This window comes from Candidatus Vicinibacter affinis (genome assembly GCA_016714365.1).
GTDB classification, from domain to species: Bacteria; Bacteroidota; Bacteroidia; order Chitinophagales; family Saprospiraceae; genus Vicinibacter; species Vicinibacter affinis.
Window position 1 is genome coordinate 160,768 of sequence record JADJNH010000006.1, and the last position, 18,202, is coordinate 178,969.

13 protein-coding genes are annotated in these 18,202 nt (G+C 38.6%); 6 read left to right on the forward strand and 7 right to left on the reverse strand.

Annotated features, from left to right (window positions below):
- The first annotated feature begins 545 nt into the window (after positions 1-545).
- Entirely contained in the window at positions 546-3,062 is a 2,517-nt protein-coding gene (locus tag IPJ53_13875; protein MBK7800185.1) for a thiol protease/hemagglutinin PrtT, read from the forward strand.
- Positions 3,063-3,560, forward strand: a complete 498-nt coding sequence (locus IPJ53_13880; GenBank protein ID MBK7800186.1) for a hypothetical protein — start codon at positions 3,063-3,065, stop codon at positions 3,558-3,560. It abuts the gene before it with no gap.
- 122 nt (positions 3,561-3,682) lie between these two features.
- Here IPJ53_13880 and IPJ53_13885 read toward each other — a convergent pair whose 3' ends face one another.
- From IPJ53_13885 to IPJ53_13895, 3 genes are all read right to left on the reverse strand, one after another.
- Positions 3,683-4,552 (reverse strand): PD40 domain-containing protein, encoded by an 870-nt coding sequence (locus IPJ53_13885; GenBank protein ID MBK7800187.1) that lies wholly within the window; start codon positions 4,550-4,552, stop codon positions 3,683-3,685.
- 696 nt (positions 4,553-5,248) lie between these two features.
- The gene (locus IPJ53_13890) at positions 5,249-5,527 is read right to left on the reverse strand and encodes a hypothetical protein (protein ID MBK7800188.1); all 279 of its coding nucleotides are present in this window, start codon (positions 5,525-5,527) and stop codon (positions 5,249-5,251) included.
- A gap of 164 nt (positions 5,528-5,691) precedes the next feature.
- Positions 5,692-7,152 carry an aminotransferase class I/II-fold pyridoxal phosphate-dependent enzyme gene (locus IPJ53_13895; GenBank protein ID MBK7800189.1) on the reverse strand — a complete coding sequence of 487 codons (1,461 nt, stop codon included), beginning with the start codon at positions 7,150-7,152 and terminating at the stop codon, positions 5,692-5,694.
- A gap of 157 nt (positions 7,153-7,309) precedes the next feature.
- Between IPJ53_13895 and IPJ53_13900 the strand changes: the two genes are divergently transcribed.
- Together IPJ53_13900 and aroQ are read left to right on the forward strand one after the other, a co-directional pair.
- The gene (locus IPJ53_13900) at positions 7,310-9,508 is read left to right on the forward strand and encodes an ATP-dependent DNA helicase RecQ (protein ID MBK7800190.1); all 2,199 of its coding nucleotides are present in this window, start codon (positions 7,310-7,312) and stop codon (positions 9,506-9,508) included.
- The gene (aroQ, locus tag IPJ53_13905; protein MBK7800191.1) at positions 9,508-9,951 is read left to right on the forward strand and encodes a type II 3-dehydroquinate dehydratase; all 444 of its coding nucleotides are present in this window, start codon (positions 9,508-9,510) and stop codon (positions 9,949-9,951) included. The genes IPJ53_13900 and aroQ overlap by 1 nt, the downstream gene beginning before the upstream one ends.
- A gap of 226 nt (positions 9,952-10,177) precedes the next feature.
- Here aroQ and IPJ53_13910 read toward each other — a convergent pair whose 3' ends face one another.
- The 4 genes from IPJ53_13910 to IPJ53_13925 all read right to left on the reverse strand — a co-directional run bounded on the left by IPJ53_13910 (position 10,178) and on the right by IPJ53_13925 (position 14,277).
- Complete coding sequence (locus IPJ53_13910; protein MBK7800192.1) at positions 10,178-10,570, reverse strand: hypothetical protein; 393 nt, start codon at positions 10,568-10,570, stop codon at positions 10,178-10,180.
- Between the two features lie 335 nt (positions 10,571-10,905).
- Complete coding sequence (locus IPJ53_13915) at positions 10,906-11,313, reverse strand: hypothetical protein (protein ID MBK7800193.1); 408 nt, start codon at positions 11,311-11,313, stop codon at positions 10,906-10,908.
- A gap of 151 nt (positions 11,314-11,464) precedes the next feature.
- Positions 11,465-12,400 carry a hypothetical protein gene (locus tag IPJ53_13920; protein ID MBK7800194.1) on the reverse strand — a complete coding sequence of 312 codons (936 nt, stop codon included), beginning with the start codon at positions 12,398-12,400 and terminating at the stop codon, positions 11,465-11,467.
- An 11-nt stretch (positions 12,401-12,411) separates the two neighbouring features.
- A complete protein-coding gene (locus IPJ53_13925; GenBank protein MBK7800195.1) occupies positions 12,412-14,277 on the reverse strand; it encodes a gliding motility-associated C-terminal domain-containing protein in 1,866 nt (621 codons plus the stop codon).
- A 134-nt stretch (positions 14,278-14,411) separates the two neighbouring features.
- Here IPJ53_13925 and IPJ53_13930 point away from each other — a divergent pair, with 134 nt between their 5' ends.
- Positions 14,412-16,799: a choice-of-anchor B family protein gene (locus IPJ53_13930; GenBank protein ID MBK7800196.1), complete on the forward strand. Its 2,388-nt coding sequence runs from the start codon at positions 14,412-14,414 to the stop codon at positions 16,797-16,799.
- A 16-nt stretch (positions 16,800-16,815) separates the two neighbouring features.
- Complete coding sequence (locus IPJ53_13935; GenBank protein MBK7800197.1) at positions 16,816-18,081, forward strand: aminoacetone oxidase family FAD-binding enzyme; 1,266 nt, start codon at positions 16,816-16,818, stop codon at positions 18,079-18,081.
- Positions 18,082-18,202 lie beyond the last annotated feature (121 nt).

Here is an 18,202-nt window from a genome sequence, read left to right on the forward strand (position 1 = left end):
CATGAGGGAAGTATCCAAAATGCATTCTCTGAATTTGCCTCCTCTTTGGCAGAAAATAAGAGCACAAAGTTTGTTCGGAAAAGGAAATCGCTGAGATGGTAAAGTGACAGAACTTTACTTTAAGAGGATTAAATTTGATTATACCAATAGGGTTTATTTGAGGAAAAGCGATTTGTCTATTTATTGATTTTAACTCACAACAAGTTGGCAGATTACCAAAAACGTCCCAAAGGCATAAAATGGGTTTGCCTTGATAAATGCCTTTAATAAAATCCTGAATTAAGAGCTTAAATCGAATGTAAGAAGTCCAAAACCACGAGAAGGTTCACTATTTATGGGCCGATTCAATAAATTGAAAAAAATACTTAACTATCATCCAAGCTAATAAATAAAAGTTTACCTTTGCATTTCATGCAAAAAGTAAGTTGGTCCAGTTTCTTCAATTTTCTTCTTTAATATTTTCATTTCAGAACCAACGGACAAATTCTTAAGGTGTTTCTTTTAATTCAGTTTATTAACTTTTCTTACTTATAATTTGGAATATTATGAAAAAGGTACTTTGCTTACTGATTTTAATGAATTCAATCCACCTGAATGGTTTTTCCGCAACGGTGAACCTTGATGTTGCAAAACAAGTGGCCCTGTTTTTTGCGAACCACATTTCGGCGGTTAGAATTGAAAAAGTTGAGCTTGCACATAAGGCAGAATCCACGAATCACGTTCCTGTTTTTTTTATCTTTAACTTAAATGCCAACGATGGATATATAATCATCTCCGCAGAAGATGTAGCTACTCCAGTGATGGGCTACTCATTAAAGGGTAGATTCACCAGTATAGACATGCCGATAAATCTTCAAAAGTGGTTGACTGAGTACAAGGAGCAGATTTTTTACATCAGAGATAATAACCTGCAAGCACCTCCTAAAATCAAGCAACTTTGGCAGGACTATTATCAAGGTATATTTTCTGTCAAAGATCAAATTTCAAGTGTTTTACCACTGATGAATACCATTTGGAATCAACGCCCTTATTACAATGACCTTTGTCCGGGAGGCTCTGTGACAGGTTGTGGAGCTACTGCCATGGCACAAATAATGAAGTATTGGAATTATCCAAAGCAAGGCACCGGATTTCACTCTTACAATCACCCAAGCTATGGTACACTTTCAGTTAATTTTGGGAATGCAACATATGATTGGTCCAAAATGCCAAATGATGTCAGAGGTTACAACTTTGATGTTGCAAATTTGATGTACCATTGTGGTGTAGCTCAAAACATGGACTATAGTCCGCAAACAAGTTCTTCAGGATTATACACCATTGATGAAGCATTCAAAACATACTTTGGCTATAAGCAGTCAACTCAGGTTTACAACCGTCAGAATTATGGAACCGCAGAATGGGTCAATTTATTAAAAAACGAACTTGACAATTCAAGGCCTTTGCTTTATAGAGGTGCCGGCACAGGAGGTGGGCATTTTTTTGACATCGATGGATACGACAATAATAATTTCTTTCATATCAATTGGGGATGGGGTGGCGCTTATGATGGTTATTTTACCATTGATGCACTCAATCCGGGTGGAGTCGGAACCGGTGGAGGGACCGGAGGATACAATTCAGGTCATTATGCCATTTTGGGCATTCAGCCAGAGCAGACCAGTACGGGCAGCTTTGATCTCAGTCTTTATTCAGCCATGGAAGTTAATCCTACTTCATTGGGTTCAAATCAAGCATTCAAAGTTTCTGTGAAAATTGCCAATTTAGGAATGTCAGCATTTAGTGGAGACTTTTGTGCGGCTGTTTTTACAAATGAAGGTGTCTTTGTAGATTTTGTTCAAATCTTAAACAACCAAAATCTTCAAAATGGATTTTACAATACATACGAATTCAACTCTGCCGGGATGACGCTTATTCCGGGAAAGCACACCATTGGACTTTACTACCGCAATCCAGACAAGGAATGGACTTTAATCAATCAATCTACGTACAATAACCCAATAAGTCTGACGGTGGCCAGTAATGCGAATGTAATTGCCATGTATTCAAAAATGAATTTCAGCTCCAACCCGATCGTACAGGACCAGGCGTTTACGGTAACTGCTGACATTGCTAATTATGGAGCTACAGATTTTAAGGGATGGCTGTCTGCAGATATTTTTGACAAAGAGGGCAAATGGGTTGAAACAATAGCTGAAATCGAAAATACCGTAATCAAGGCAGGTTTTTTTAATTCCGGATTTCAATTTTCAAATGATGGATTATCCCTTGATCCCGGGAGTTATTACATTGCCCTGTTTAATTCAACAAATTACACTGATTGGTACATCCTTTCCAATACTTTGTATGACAATCCTGTATTGATCAATGTTGTTTCACCGGGAATCACTGCCGATAAATATGAAGACAATAATTCAAGAGAAACTGCCTACAATTTACCATATACTTTTAATGGAAGTCAGGCTCATATAAACACCATAGGCTCAAATTTTCATAACAGGACAGAATATGATTTTTATAAAGTAATATTGCCGGCAGGATCAGAATATAAAATTGAAACTAAAATAGGAGACCGATTCAGTAGCCTGGATGGTAAAGATTACTCTGCAGATATTTTAATTTCTTATGATCTCGGCAATGGATATTCTGAGGCTTATGACTATTCAATACCAAATAATATTATTTTGAAAAACGGAGGCGAGGCCTTGTTCTACATTGCCCCCTATTCTGCAGGCGAAACTGGAACTTATATATTGGATTTAAAGATTACTAAAACTCAACCTTCAGCAAGTAAAGATTTCATAAATGAAAATCTACTAAATTGCTCGCCAAATCCAGCCAATAACCTCCTTTATTTAGAAACTACTGCAACTCTTACCGGAGCAAGTGATGTTAAAATTTTTAATACCACAGGACAACTTATAAAAGCAATAAATAAAATTTCCATTGGTACTCAGAAAATGCCGATAGATGTAAGCAGCCTCCAAAATGGTCTCTATTATCTTAAAATTCAGAATCAGTTAATGGAATCTAATTCAATAAAAATAAATATTTTACATTAGATGAACTTGAATAGAATTTCAAGCATACTTATTATTTTATTGTTTTGTCTGTGTTGCACGAGGAAGGGGATCATGAATGATTTTGACAGTTCAGGGCCTCCAACGATGATTTATAAAATGAAAGAAGAATCCTATAAAGTCCTTGTGCCGGTGATGCTTTCCGCGGATAGATCTGAAATTATTGCATATCCTGCAAAACAAGATCTGTTAAAAAATAATAGATACACCTATCCTACAGAATTGACCAAAGGATATTTTTTAGATAACCGTGGTATCAATGCTCAAACTGCCCTGTTGAAACTAAATTATGAAATGTATTTAAAAATGGAAGATGGTTTTTCTTCAAAGGATTTAATTCTTCAAATAAAAGACAAAAACCCATTTATCGAACTCTATGATTGTGGCAATAGATTTAAATTCAATAACGAAGTTAAAGAGATCAATCAAATGATTCTGAAGAACAAATTAAAGAACTGCAAATGTCTTATAAAGCAATAAAGTTTCCGGAAATTTAACAAATTCAACGGATTTTCGATTACAATTACAATTCCTTAAAACTAAAATGTATCTGCCTGTACATATCTTTTTAATATTTAAATGACAGGCCTGTTTATCTGAAATTATTTCCAACTAATTTGTTGGGAGCCTGCGGCTCTGCTGTCTTCAAGACGCGTTATGGTTGAATTTCTTACATCTACCATATAAATTCTTAATCCGCTGACTACGGCAATGTATCTACTGTCGGGAGACCAGGTTGGAGCAGAAGGCACAGTTAAATCTGTTTTTATTTGCCGGGGATTTGAACCATCAAATGACATGGTCCACAATTCATAACTACTTATAAATGCTATGGTATTACCATCCGGACTTACACTGGGACTGTTTACATCTGTTAGATTAGGATCTATTCGTGTGATGGAATTAAAATCCTTATCAATTAAATAAAGTCCATTGTTTCTAGAAGGGGCCCCCTGAACAATCAATGAACCATCAGGCGCCCAACTTGGTGAGTAATAACTTTGATCAAGCTTGTCTGGATTACCAACGCTTAATAATAATTGTCCGGATTGAGCATCGACCACATAAGTCACCTGATTATAAGGATACCCATCGTATGCCACATATTTCTGATCAAATGAAATACGAGGTGAGTTTAAAAAATTTCTGTCTTTATTATTGGGATCTACGCTCCAGGAAACAAGCGTTCTTCGATTTGCACCGTATAGGTCCGTAATCATGATTCTGCCTTGGTGATTTTCGATGGCCAGGATATCCCCATTGGCCATGATGTCCGGCTGTATTGCATTATTCATCAGCTGTTCAACATTTCCATCTTTTGCTGATATCCTGAACAATGTTCCACCTGCCTGAGAGCCATCATTATAATAGATGGATCCTGAGAAATCACTGTCAGACGAATCATTTGAGGGACAGCCTGTAAGCACAAATAAAAAAAGCAAAACGAAACAATGTAGTAGTAGCCTGTTCATAATAAAAATTTTAAATAATTTATAAAGGACAATGTTTTTAGAAATAATTAATCTCCGTTTTTTATAAATCTCTAGAATCTGAATAAAACGCAAAAAAAAAAAATCAAGTTTAGTGGAACGGCAATACCTATGCCCAAAATGAAAATTGAACTATGATTCAGATCGCAAACAAAGCGCTGAACAAAATATGAAACGCCCTTGGCAAATGTAAGTCAGTATTTCCAATTTTGGTGAATTGCCTGTATATTTATTTTTAATATTGATTATCAACCGTGTTTCAAATATACTTGTCGATAAAATTGACCTTTGGACACTTTAGCCTTTCAACTCTATTTTGCCGTTTAAGAATAATATTTTACATATACATCCTGGCGATGGTTTGAGAAACCTAACAGGTGATTATTATCATACAGCGTGAAGTAGGGTTCCTAAAAGTCCAATTTAACATACTTAAATCAGGAACGGCGAAACGAATAATTTCGGATTCATTTTTTCGAATTTCAATACCCTTTCAAAACCATTTTTAAAAAAATCCACCACCTTTTAATGTGAATAAAAAATTCTAAGAAAACAAGTTCGACTCCATGTTCTAAAGATCTTACCCTATAAACTTTTACCTTCATCAGGAAACTTTATTAAAGTGATTTTTAGGATCTAAATTTACATTACCAAGTACCTGGCTTTAGAATCCAATTTCTATCTGGGTGGTCCTGACATAAGCATAATGGCAAGCTTCGTGATCATCAAAATGACTATCCAGGAAATTCCGATAAATTTACAACCGTATCCATACATCTCATTTCCTTTGGTGGTGTTGTAGGAAAGGTATGAACTCAAGCCCAATAGTAATCCCGCAATCAAATACACAAAGGCTTCTGATTTTGGATGATATGAATCAATAAGAGTTACCCAAAATCCTTTGAGCAGAAAAAGAACGGCCAGTGCATTGATGCCTGCCATCAGTATGTAAATCATTTTTAACATTGCTAACCATATTTATGAGCATGAAAAATATTTTGTAAAAATATCTGACAATATTTATTTTACTACACTTTCCTTATCCAACTTTTGAATAGCGCGTTTTGAAAAAAAAATGAATCTTTATATGTACACATGGTTCAAAACAAACAAAATATTTTCTAAACATTACCTTTCATGAATTCTCTGATAATTTCCAGGTACAAATCTATTTCCCGCAAATGTGTACGGAAAGAAAGAATTGCGATGCGTATCCAGTATTGCTGATGAATGGTGGTTGAAGAAACAAACATCCGGCCATCTCGCACCACGTGGTCCACAAGTGCCGCATTAAATGCATCTGCGTCTCCCTGAAGTGGAACATAACGGTAAATGCATACGGACAAATCCGGATAGGAACCAACTTCAAAACCCATCTTACGGATCTCCTCATAAAAATATCTGCACAAAAGTATTTTTTCCTCCAGGGCTGCCTTGAAAGGTTCAATGCCATACAAACGCAATGGAATCCACAATCTCAATCCCCTAAAGTGTTTGGTGAGCTCAGGAGAAAGGTCGGAGGCACTGAGTTCTTCCATCGCCTGTACGGTATCCTGCATGTATGCAGCACGATAATAATGGGCTTTGTATTGAGAGGCAGTATCTTTGATAAGGACCGCTCCCAGACCGTATGATAAAAATAAGCCCTTATGCGGATCAATGGCAAGCGAGTCAGCTCGCTCGATTCCGGAGAATTTATTTTTAAGCGGATAACCAAGTTCATCCTCAAGATCTGCTAAAATAAAAAATCCCCCATAAGCTGCATCGACATGAAACCACAGATGATAATCCTCTGCCACCGTTGCCAATTCATTAAGCGGGTCTACTGCTCCGGTATCTGTGGTACCGGCAGATCCAATGATGATGAAGGGTTCAAAACCTAATTCCAGATCTTCCTCAATCTTCTTCCTTAAATCTACCGGATCCATTCTGAAACGATCATCCATGGCTACAAATCGGGTTCTGGCTTCGCGCATCCCACAAATACGGATGGCCTTGTGTACACAATGATGAACCTGTGAAGTCAGGTAGATGCACTGTTTGTTGAATTCAGCTGCCTTAAGCTCTTTAGCTTCCCGGGCAGTGGTAAAGGCTATGAGGTTGGCTATGCTTCCCCCACTGGTGAGATTGCCATGCGCGGTAGATGGAAAACCCATGATTCGGCAGAGCCATCGTATGAGTTCATTTTCAAGTTTTACAGCACCGGGACCGCTGTAGTATATTCCGGCATATTGGTTGCATACAGCAGCCAGATAATCTCCCAACGCACCTGCGTACAAACCACCTCCTGGTATATAACCCAAATGCCCTCCGGAAGCAGGATTAAGACCCTGATGGAGCATTTCTTCATCCAATTGATTCAGAATGCCATGCAAATCCATAGTTTCATTGTCCGGGTGCTCCAATTTGCCCTTCATACTTTCAAAGGAAAAATAGGCTTTTCGATCCATCAGACTGTCCAAAAAGTCCTGTGCAAATTCTTGCATTTCACGATCCAATCCTTCGCGGATCTTACGGTCCGGTGATAAGGCTGCACCGGCTCTTTCAAGTTCCAGGATTTGTGCTTTTAATTGATTTTCCATAAAGTCTGCAAAATATTAAATGATCCTTCAGCAGGCTTAATTTTTATTTAATGATTTGTAAATATCCTACCTCAAATGGTTCGAATTGATTAAAAATGCTTATTTTTAGACTTCGCTGCATGACAGCACAAAACCGATCTAATTTTTCCAATTTCAAATGTTGACAAAAGACCGTATAAACGAGGCATTAAAATTTCATTTTGGTTTCGAATCCTTTAAAGGCAATCAAGAGAAGATCATAGAATCTGTACTCAATCAAAAAGATACTTTCGTAATTATGCCGACAGGTGGGGGAAAGTCCCTCTGCTATCAGCTTCCTGCCCTGATGTTACCTGGCACTGCCATCATCATTTCACCCCTCATTGCACTGATGAAAAATCAGGTAGATGCCATCCGGGGTTATGGACAGACAGACGAGATTGCGCATTTTATGAATTCCTCGCTGAATCGCTCAGAAATCAAGCAGGTAAAGGAAGACATTACCCGTGCAAAAACCAAATTGCTCTATGTTGCACCGGAGACTTTGCAAAAAGAAGAAACCATCGAATTTTTAAATTCAGTGGACCTCTCCTTTATGGCAGTAGATGAAGCACATTGTATCTCTGAATGGGGACACGACTTCCGACCGGATTATCGTCGCATCAGAGACATGATCAATTCCATTGACCGACACATTCCCATTATTGCACTCACGGCTACTGCAACACCTAAAGTCCAGATTGACATCGTAAAGAGTTTGGAAATGAATGATCCGGATATTTACATGGAGTCCTTCAACCGACCCAATCTATATTATGAAGTAAGGCCAAAAATTAATAAGGACCAGACGATGAAACAGATCGTCCAAATCCTAAAGGCCCAACCGGGTGAATCCGCCATTATCTATGTGCAAGCCCGAAAAACGACTGAGGAGTTGGCTCAGGTACTTCTAGTTAACGGGATTAAAGCTGCTCCTTACCATGCTGGCATGGATCCAAAAGCAAGATCTCAGGTTCAGGATGATTTTCTGATGGAAGAAATCGATGTTATTTGTGCCACGATTGCCTTTGGAATGGGGATTGACAAGCCGGATGTACGGGTAGTTATCCATTATGACATTCCAAAATCCCTTGAAAATTATTATCAGGAGACAGGTCGGGCAGGCCGTGATGGCATGATTGGCAATTGTTTTGCTTTCTTCGCTAATTCAGACCTCACCAGACTGGAAAAATTCCTGAGAGACAAACCGGCTTCTGAACGGGATATGGGAGCTCAGCTCCTTGATGAGGTGGAAGCATACGTAGAAAGTTCTGTATGCAGACGAAAATTTGTACTTCATTATTTCGGAGAGGAATTTGAAGAATCTCGCTGCAAGGCTATGTGCGACAATTGCAGACACCCTAAACCAAAATTAGAAGTCAAAAAAGAAATGCTGCTGGCCTTAAAAACCATTCTTGCACTCAATCAAAATTTTACCATAAAACCTTTGGTCGAATTCCTCTGTGGAATCAACACAAAGGATATTCTGGACTACGAACTAGACCGTCATGAATTGTTTGGACAAGGGAAAGACAGGGACAATCTTTTCTGGTTCTCTTTATTCAGACAAGGGATTTTACAAGGTTTTATTATTAAAGATGTAGAAACTTATGGAATTCTAAAACTCAGCGAACAGGGCAAGGAATTCATTAAAAAACCGGAAGCCGTTGAAATTTCAATCAACCATGATTACGGTAATACCAGTTCCATTGAAGAAGATACCGCTCCGGCACAAGGTGTAGCGCTGGATCCGCAGCTCTTCAATACTTTAAAAGAAATCAGACTGGATGTAGCCAAAAAACATAAGGTTAAACCTTGGGTGGTGTTCTTTGATCCTTCCTTAGAAGAAATGGCTACTCAATACCCTATCAGCATGGAAGACCTGTGCAAAATATCCGGTGTAAGCAGAGGAAAGGCAGAACGATATGGTCAGGCTTTCATAGACTACATTGCCAAATATGTAGAAGAAAATGAAATTGAACGCCCGGATGATTTCCAAATTAAGCAAGTAGCTGACAAGTCCAAGGCAAAAGTGGAAATTATAAAATGCATTGACAAAAAAATGCCTCTTGGTGATATTGCCCGAAATGTTCAAATGAATATGGAAGAGCTGATGGACGAATTAAACATCATCGTCAGTTCAGGAACTAAAATAAATATAGATTACTACATAAAAGAAGAAGTGGACGAATCGATATGCGAAGACATCTACGATTACTTCAATACGGCAGACAGTGACTCAACCGAAGAAGCTTATAGAAGCCTCAAGGAGGACGACATTACCTTTGAAGAAATTCGATTGGTCCGCCTTAAGTTCCTTTCTGAAATGGTCAATTGATGCAGAAGCCGGGCATACTCATTATAAATGGCCCTAATCTGAATATGCTGGGGGTACGTCAACCAGAAATTTACGGGAACGTATCGTTTGAAACATACTTGGAAAATTTACATGCAACTTTTGCTGAGGTAACCTTGGGATATTATCAAAGTAACCATGAAGGAGATCTCATAGACTGCATCCAGGAATCAACCAAATCGTACAGAGGAATTGTCATAAATCCCGGAGCTTATACTCATACTTCTGTGGCCATTCGAGATGCCTTGGCAGGAATCCAAATTCCTGTTATTGAAGTGCATTTGAGCAACATCTATAGCCGCGAGCAATTTCGTCGCATTTCTTTAATTAAAGAGGTCTGTGTAAGTTCTTTTGTTGGATTTGGTCTGGATGGTTACAAAATGGCTGTTGAAAGAATGATGGAATTTATCAGAGCCGGATTTTAAAGCAAGGGTATCGAATGGAATTATATTCGCCAAAAATGAATTTCCAAAAATCCGTTTTCCAATTCAACATTTGTTCTCGGCTTCTAAAATTTAAAGGACAATAATTATTCACATAATCAAGGCTTACTGTGAGGACCCATACCGGGTAACATAAACCTAATTTACCAAAAAAAAACAGGAGGCTTCTTTTGGAAGCCCCCCGTTGCATTTTGAATGTTCCAAAAAATTACTTCGCAGGATTAGTTCCTTTCACCGGAGCAGCTCCTTGTGTAGTTGGTCTTCTTTTAGTATCTACACTTGTTGGTTTAGTTGCAGGGGTAGAACGCTTTGGCGTTGAAGATGAAGCATTTGGTTTTGCACCGGCAGATTTTCTGGTACCATCGGCAGATTTTGTATCAGTTCCCTGAGTGGTTGCATCTGTACTGCTGGATGTTTTGGCAGTTGTAGTAGTTGCAGCAGGTTTAGCATCCGTAGATTTTCCGGAAACGTCTGTGGATTTTGTTTCTGTACCCTGAGGTGCAGCAGCAGGTCCACCGGTTCTGTCAGGTCTTGGAGCTTGAGCATTGATCATAGCATTGAAAGCCATAAGAGCACCGAAAGTTAAAAGCAGTTTTTTCATTTAATTCAAAATTTAATGGTTTAAAAATTATAGTTTACATATTACAGTGATTCATTTTGATAAAAGGTTATCAGAATTAAAGGCTAATTATTAAAATTATTTTTTTTCTCATCCTTTAAAAAATAATGCCTTTGAATCAGAAATATTTTTTCATCGAAGTGCTAATCAAATTAATACTATGGTATCTCGCTAAAATGAGTGTTGAGTTCGGTATAAACCTATTTGGGAGCAAAATGCACTGTGTACATTTTAATCACCTCAACCATGTCAACTGCACAAAAAAAATAGGGGGTTACTTTTGTAACCCCCTATTTTTTTTAAATTTTTCCAAAAAATTACTTCGTTGGATTGGCGCCCTTCACTGGAGCAGCCTTTTGTGTTGTTGGCCTTCTTTTACAAGCAGCGGTACATTTATGGCCTTTTTCTCCATGAGCTAAAACGTGATTTCCACCTTTGCAAGCAGCAGTACACTTATGGTCTCTGATGTTGCCATCAGTAGCAGCAGTACCGTCACCACCAGTTCCAGCAGCTGGTTTAGAAGCAGAAGGAGTAGTTACCTTAGGAGCAGTTGAAGTAGCCCCAGGTTTGGTGGTGGTTGATGTTCCAGTGGCATCGCCAGATTTTGTTTCAGTTCCCTGAGGTGCAGCAGCAGGTCCACCGGTTCTGTCAGGTCTTGGAGTTTGAGCATTGACCATAGCATTGAAAGCCATAAAAGCTCCGAACATTAAAAGGAATTTTTTCATTTAAATAAATTTAATGGTTTAAAATAGATGTGCATTACTTATCAAAGTTACAGTATTTCGTAAAAGCTTATCAATATTTTTCGTTAAAATAAACTTAACAAAAGGATTTTAAGGCAGAATCAAAGATAAGAGCATAAAACAATCCTTCCTACTACCACAAGGTGGTCTTTCTGATTTCCTCCAGGTGGTCATAGATACATTGCAGCCCAAGGGTGGCGGCCCGGTTGTAGTCCATTACCTTTACTACCCTGCCATCATCAAAACTGATCATCAGACTGTTGACATGGTCTTCTGTTGCTTCTCCAAATTTCATTTCATTTTTTGGGATATGCAAATACTTTAACCTGAGCAATAAGTTACGGAATAGATCCGGGTCACATTGAGCTTTAAAGATCCCTTCCTCGAGTTCCGTATTTTTAATATTCTGCAGAATCATTCCTCCGGTACTGTCGATCTTCAACCGGTAGTCCGGGCATCCCCCAAACTGACAATAGGAATGTATTTGTATAAATCTTAAACCGTTTACATTCGGATTGGAGGTGTATTCAATCAATCGGTCAAACTTGTAAATTAGGGTATCTTTTCTGAGAAAACCCAGTGAGTAATAGGTGTTAAAATTCTTAGGAAACCGCACCTCATTGCCATTTTTCATGGTAACAGTTTGCTCGGATGCGTATTGCTTATATACAATAAGTGGTCCATCCTTTGTTTCCTCAATGAATGGAATATTAAGATCTCCTACTACTTTTGTCGGACTTACCGGTACCAATTCATAAACACCTGCGTCTTCCTTGGCTATAATCAGATAACTCTCATTTATCTTTCTTTTATAACCCTGAACAAATAAATCAAGCAGTCCATCGTCATTGAAATCGGCTACAAACCAGGGAGAATACTCAATGGAATCCAGGTACAATTGCTGGTCCTCATTTTTAACTTTTACACCCAGATTAAAACTCTTTAAATCTGAAAAGTTCTTTTCCAAAAAAATCTTGACTTCCTTCTCTAAAGTAAAGTCTTCAAATTCCTGAGCATTAAGTACACCAATGAATAAAGCAGGCAAAAGTGTCCACAAGAACTTAAACATATTCAAACGATCTATCGAATCAATGAAAAAACACCCTTTTGAGTACGAACTTGATTGTTCAGATAAAATATGGTCAAGGTGTACAGGTAAGACTCCATCGGTGCAGGATTCCCATCTATGTTTCCGTCCCAGGTTGCTGCAGGATTGGTTGTGGAAAACACCTTTTTACCCCAGCGATTGTAAATATCAAATTCAACACTTCTGATTTTGTTGAGATTGTTGTCTTTGTACACTGGATTGAAATCTTTATTCACCACCGTTTCACTACCCGGCATAAAAACATTCGGGAAGTCCACACATGGTAATTCTTCTATGTTGTATGTCAAACTAGCTGCCTCATCACAATAGGAGGAGGTGATGGTTAAAGCAATATTGGGTATGGTGATTAAAGTATCATAGGTGGTATTGGGAATCTTGGTATCAGGATCAGGTGACCAAAGATATTTTACAAAAGGATTTTGGAAATCAAGATTGGCGTACTTAACCGGAATGGCAAGTATGGTATTGGAATCGCCCACACATCCCATGACTTTGGTGGCACCTTGTTTAAAGTCGTAATAACTGCAACTTCGCTTTAATTCAAGATCGAACATTTTTGGGATGATGGTTGAATTGTTATTGACCATGGGTAAACTGATCAATTTCAACCCGGCAAAAGTATCTTGTTTAAATTTTTCAACATTGGTTCTGGCAATAATTTCCTTATCCTCCGCAGTACATTTGACATCATTGATCTTTAAATCCGTAGCCAACTTTGCATTGAAGAAGCGCAGCGTGTCTGTGAAGTTGCCGGTCATGATTACATTCTCTTCAATCTCAGAATAATCGATGGCAAGGTTAGATACCTTATCCGATGTTATACTCTTCAATAAAGAATTATTGGCTGTATTTGCTAATCTGGAATCATACTTTGCACCTGCAGGTGAAGATAGATTTCCATTTACACGGTGTGCAAAGGAAGTTAAATATTGCCGCTGATTTCCTCCCCGGGGCCTAAAACTGACCACCCTTGGCTCCAGACTTGGATCATAGGGATATGCCAGAGTCGTTTGCTCTTCAATAATGCCATCCTGATCCAATTCCACCAAACATAAATTATGGGTAGAAGAGGTGGTAAAATAATTACCAGCCAAAACAATACTGGAATTACCAGTCACAATACCCCGGTCAATGTGTACAAACTGGCTGTCCAAATGATAGGAAAACAATACATTGAAACTTGGGTCTATCCCTGCCACGAGATTGCTGTCCAGGGCAAGAAAAATCTGATTGTTATTAAAAACGTGTACATCGCGGATTAAATGAGCAGAATCCATTTTACTCAATAGTTGCTGAGAAAAATTCTGATCCGTCCTGATCAGGTATCCGCTTAGGTTGGATGAATCAGGGCCGGCATTAAAACTTATATAGCGGGATTGTACATCATTGGTCGCATGCACTACCGGATTTAGATAGACTTTCTGATCGGGAATGGAAATCGTGGTAGACAGTAAAACACTTCCTGTGAATGGATGGATTTCAAGCAAGTGAATACCTGATTGCGCTCCTTTGGTAAATATCTCTGCCAATAAAATGGTATCTGACTGACTTCCTCCTGGAAATCTTGCAGTATTCATGGAAAACAAATCAAAAGTGTCTACTTTAAATTTTTTGGTATAGACCTTTTTACCGCAATAGTTGTACTTGATCAACTGAATGGTAGAGTCCGGAGCATTTGCCAAAGTAATCCATCCGGCATCAGTGGTTCCATGTACGTTCAAAGCTTTCAAAGGCAAACTATCTTTCACATCAAAAAACTGAAGAGGTTGCGCCGCCAGATCCAATGAAAAAATAATAGCCACAAAGGGAATCCAGAATAAATGCCTGAAATTTGCCATGTCTTGTAAGAATGATTTATTTAACTTGCCGCAAAGTTAAGCAGAATGGACTTCCTAATCTGTTAAAAATGCGTCAAAAATAAAGCTCAAAAATAATATATTATAAATTTAATATACGTAATTGTATTGTAATCATGAATATTATATATTACTTAAATAATTTATTTATATTATTGTGTTTTTCAGCAACGCTCTCCGCCCAGAGCGGATGGAATATGCAAGTTCGGGCATTGGTAAAACCTCCTGAAAACTGCAGCAGTATTTGGGGTCATACAACCGGAAATGGAAAGGAATTGGCGCTCTTGGGAACTGCTGAAGGTGTCCGGATTTACGATCTCAGTTTGCCGGATCAGCCTAAGGAGATATTATTTATTCAAAGTAATCCCTGCCTTTGGCGCGAGTTAAAGACTTCCGGAGACTTCGCTTACGTATCCAGTGAGTGTGACGATGGATTGTTGATCATTGATTTGCGAAATCCGGATTCTATTCAGCACAAATTTGTTTTTGACTTTTTAAACGCCGATGGGGATAGTTTTCGTGTCACCAATGCACATACTTTGTACGTAGATGAAAAAGGCTTTATCTATTTAAGTGGAGCAAGGGAAGTGGGCGCTGGTTTTGCGATACTTGATCCTTCATTTGATCCCTGGCAACCACAATTGATTTTTAATCAGAATGGTGATTACATGCATGAAGTCCATGTATGGGAAGATGTACTTTATGGAGCAGAATTATTTAATGGGGTGTTCAGTATCTGGGATATAAAAGACCGAAAAGCGCCTAAAAGAATAGCTGATCAAAGAACAGCCTTCACCTTTACACACTCTGTCTGGCTGGATCAGAAACAAAAGATTTTGTACACCGCCGATGAAACCAATGGAGCTTTGGTGGAAGCCTGGGATGTATCTGATCCTTACTTTATACGAAAAAAGGACCAATTCAGAGTCGGATTTGGTGCTGACCCTTACCACATTCCCCATAATGTTTTTCATCATCAGGATCACTTGTACATCAGTTGGTATACGGAAGGTGTTCGGGTACTTGACACCAGAAGACCTGACAATCTTGTGGAAGTCGGATATTTTGATACCTATCCCGGAAAACTCAGCGGCTTTCATGGATGCTGGAGCGTTTACCCATTTTTTAAATCAGGTTTGATCATAGCATCTGACATCGAAACCGGAATGTTTGTAATGGAATTTAATGGAACCAGAGCGGCTTACCTGGCAGGCAAGGTTGCAGACAAAGCAACTAACCTTCCCATCTACGATGCGCACATTAGTCTTAAGCCCCTTAATGGCCCAAACAAGATCCAATCAAATTCTGATCTGAAGGGAAATTATAAAATGGGATCCGGTGACAATGGAACCCACGAAATAACGGTCAGTAAAGCAGGATATCAGATTTACAGAAAAAATATTGATCTGTTTACAGACAGTTTGATTACCCTTGATATTTTAATGGAAGAACTACCCAAATCATCCATTAAAATTACTTTGAATGATGCACAAACAGGAAATGTCATCCCTGATGCGGAGGTTCAAATCTGGACAGACCAACTTAGTTATTCCGGAAAAACAGATTCAAATGGGCTTTGCCTGATTGATCAGATATACCATGGACAATATGTTTTACTCTGCGGGAAATGGTCCTATCTGCATAAAGGAGACAGCAACTTAGTTATATCCGGTTACCATGAAAAGAATTACACATTATCCATAGGATTTGAAGATCAGTTTGTATTGCATCATGACTGGAAAATTATTTCCGACGACAGCATAGTGAGTTGGCAATACGGCAATCTGTCTGAATTGTTTCCGCCTCCTTCCAACTACCCATCCAAAGACATCAGCGGGGACTTTGGAGATCAATGTATTTATACCAATAATTTTGGGGACACTGATTCGAAATACAGACTCAACGGTCATCTATACCTAATGTCTCCTTCCATGAATCTGAATCCATATGATGAGATTCAACTGTCCTATTATCCCTGGGCCTACGGTGGGTGGGATGATGCCATCATGGAGTGCTACCTCCAGATGGATGATGAAAAAATATTTATTGAAAATATTCCACTTAATCTAAAAGGAAATTTTAATCCTAAAACGGATCGAAAAATAAAAGTCAAAGGAATAAAAAGAGACTCTGTCCGATTTGTATTTCATTTATGGAACAATCCGGATTCATCGATGTATGCCATCTCCCTAAAAGCTGCTCTGGACGGTTTTAAATTAGTGGGTTCCCTGCCAAACAAAACGATTTCCCCAACAAAGGATGCCATTGAGATTTTTCCAAATCCATTCCATGATCATTTTTTATTGAACAATCATTTTGAAGATAAGATGATTTTAAAATTGTTTTCAGGAACAGGTGAATTTATCTCCCGTAAAATTTTATTTCCTGGTGAAAATTTTATTCCACTTAATAAAACCTTATCATCGGGATTAATTTTTTACCAGGTCGCGGACCAACTGGGAAAAATTATATCCTCAGGCAAACTCATCCAAATAAATAATTAATCTTTGTGCGTCAACAATGACAACACCCCTCATAAGTAATTTTGACTTGGTGGTCATCGGCGGCGGTGCAGCAGGATTTTTTGCAGCCATCCAATTTGCAGAAATGAGACCGGCATCCCGCATTGCCATCCTTGAAGCGGGGGTGGAATCTTTGTCAAAAGTGCGCATCTCTGGTGGTGGAAGATGCAATGTAACACACGCTTGTTTCGACCCGGAGGAGTTGGTCAAATATTATCCTCGAGGGAACAAAGAACTTCTTGGTCCGTTTTACCATTTCGGTCCTCAGCAAACAGTTGATTGGTTTACCGCACACGGGGTGTCCTTGAAGACAGAAAGTGATGGAAGAATGTTTCCGGTAAGCAACAAATCACAGAGTATTACAGATTGTTTTGAACATTGCATTAAGCAATACGGGATCAGACTTTTATTAAAAAAACGTGCACAAGAAATTAAATGGGTTGAGGAGGATGAACTTTGGAAGATCAATACAGATGCTGAAATATTTCAATCAAGATTCTTGTTGGTATCCAGCGGCAGTGACCAGCGCAGTTGGGAAATTTTAAAAAGCATGGGACATACTTTGATCCAACCAGTACCTTCCCTCTTCACTTTTAAAATTAAAGACGAAGTTCTGAATACCTTAGCCGGCCTCAGTGTCCCACATGCAACTGTTAAAATATTGAATACAAAATTTTCAGAAGAAGGACCTGTGCTGATCACCCATTGGGGACTGAGTGGTCCCGGAATTTTAAAACTCTCCGCATGGGCAGCCAGAGAATTATTTGAACGCAATTACGAATTTTCAATATCCGTAAATTGGATTCATTCTGCTGAAAGCACCACACTCGAATCCCTCTTAAATTTTAAAAACAAGAATCCTAAAAAATTAGTTTGCGCCCATGGATTGTTCGATATACCCTTGCGCCTATGGAAATACTTTTGCGCTCAAGCCGGTATAGCAGACGTTAAAAATTGGGCCGATACGCAACTTAAAGAAATTACTTACCTGAGCAAACTGCTTTGCAATCAGATTTTTGAAATCAAAGGAAAAACAACCTTTAAAGAAGAATTTGTAACAGCCGGAGGCGTAGCCTTACAGGAAATAAATTTCAAAACATTTGAAAGCAAAAAATGCAAAAATCTATTTCTCGCCGGAGAAGTGCTCAACATTGATGCCCTCACAGGTGGATTTAATTTTCAGGCAGCCTGGACCGGTGCAGCGATCGCAGCAGAAGAAATGGGGAAGAGAATGAGAGAATTTGAAAATGAGTTAATGAGCTAATGAGTTAATTTGCAAATGGGTTAACGTATCGGTTGTTTGTAGCGTCCCAGCGTCAAACTGATGTGGATCAAAAATGGTGCTCGTTAAAAACCTCGTAAGAAATTTGAAAATGAGTTAATGA

Bases quoted from the DNA above. Each gene is read 5' to 3' on its own strand.
- IPJ53_13875 (MBK7800185.1), top strand. From the start codon at position 546: ATGAAAAAGGTACTTTGCTTACTGATTTTAATGAATTCAATCCACCTG.
- IPJ53_13880 (MBK7800186.1), top strand. From the start codon at position 3,063: ATGAACTTGAATAGAATTTCAAGCATACTTATTATTTTATTGTTTTGT.
- IPJ53_13885 (MBK7800187.1), bottom strand. From the start codon at position 4,552: ATGAACAGGCTACTACTACATTGTTTCGTTTTGCTTTTTTTATTTGTG.
- IPJ53_13890 (MBK7800188.1), bottom strand. From the start codon at position 5,527: ATGATTTACATACTGATGGCAGGCATCAATGCACTGGCCGTTCTTTTT.
- IPJ53_13895 (MBK7800189.1), bottom strand. From the start codon at position 7,152: ATGGAAAATCAATTAAAAGCACAAATCCTGGAACTTGAAAGAGCCGGT.
- IPJ53_13900 (MBK7800190.1), top strand. From the start codon at position 7,310: ATGTTGACAAAAGACCGTATAAACGAGGCATTAAAATTTCATTTTGGT.
- aroQ (MBK7800191.1), top strand. From the start codon at position 9,508: ATGCAGAAGCCGGGCATACTCATTATAAATGGCCCTAATCTGAATATG.
- IPJ53_13910 (MBK7800192.1), bottom strand. From the start codon at position 10,570: ATGAAAAAACTGCTTTTAACTTTCGGTGCTCTTATGGCTTTCAATGCT.
- IPJ53_13915 (MBK7800193.1), bottom strand. From the start codon at position 11,313: ATGAAAAAATTCCTTTTAATGTTCGGAGCTTTTATGGCTTTCAATGCT.
- IPJ53_13920 (MBK7800194.1), bottom strand. From the start codon at position 12,400: ATGTTTAAGTTCTTGTGGACACTTTTGCCTGCTTTATTCATTGGTGTA.
- IPJ53_13925 (MBK7800195.1), bottom strand. From the start codon at position 14,277: ATGGCAAATTTCAGGCATTTATTCTGGATTCCCTTTGTGGCTATTATT.
- IPJ53_13930 (MBK7800196.1), top strand. From the start codon at position 14,412: ATGAATATTATATATTACTTAAATAATTTATTTATATTATTGTGTTTT.
- IPJ53_13935 (MBK7800197.1), top strand. From the start codon at position 16,816: ATGACAACACCCCTCATAAGTAATTTTGACTTGGTGGTCATCGGCGGC.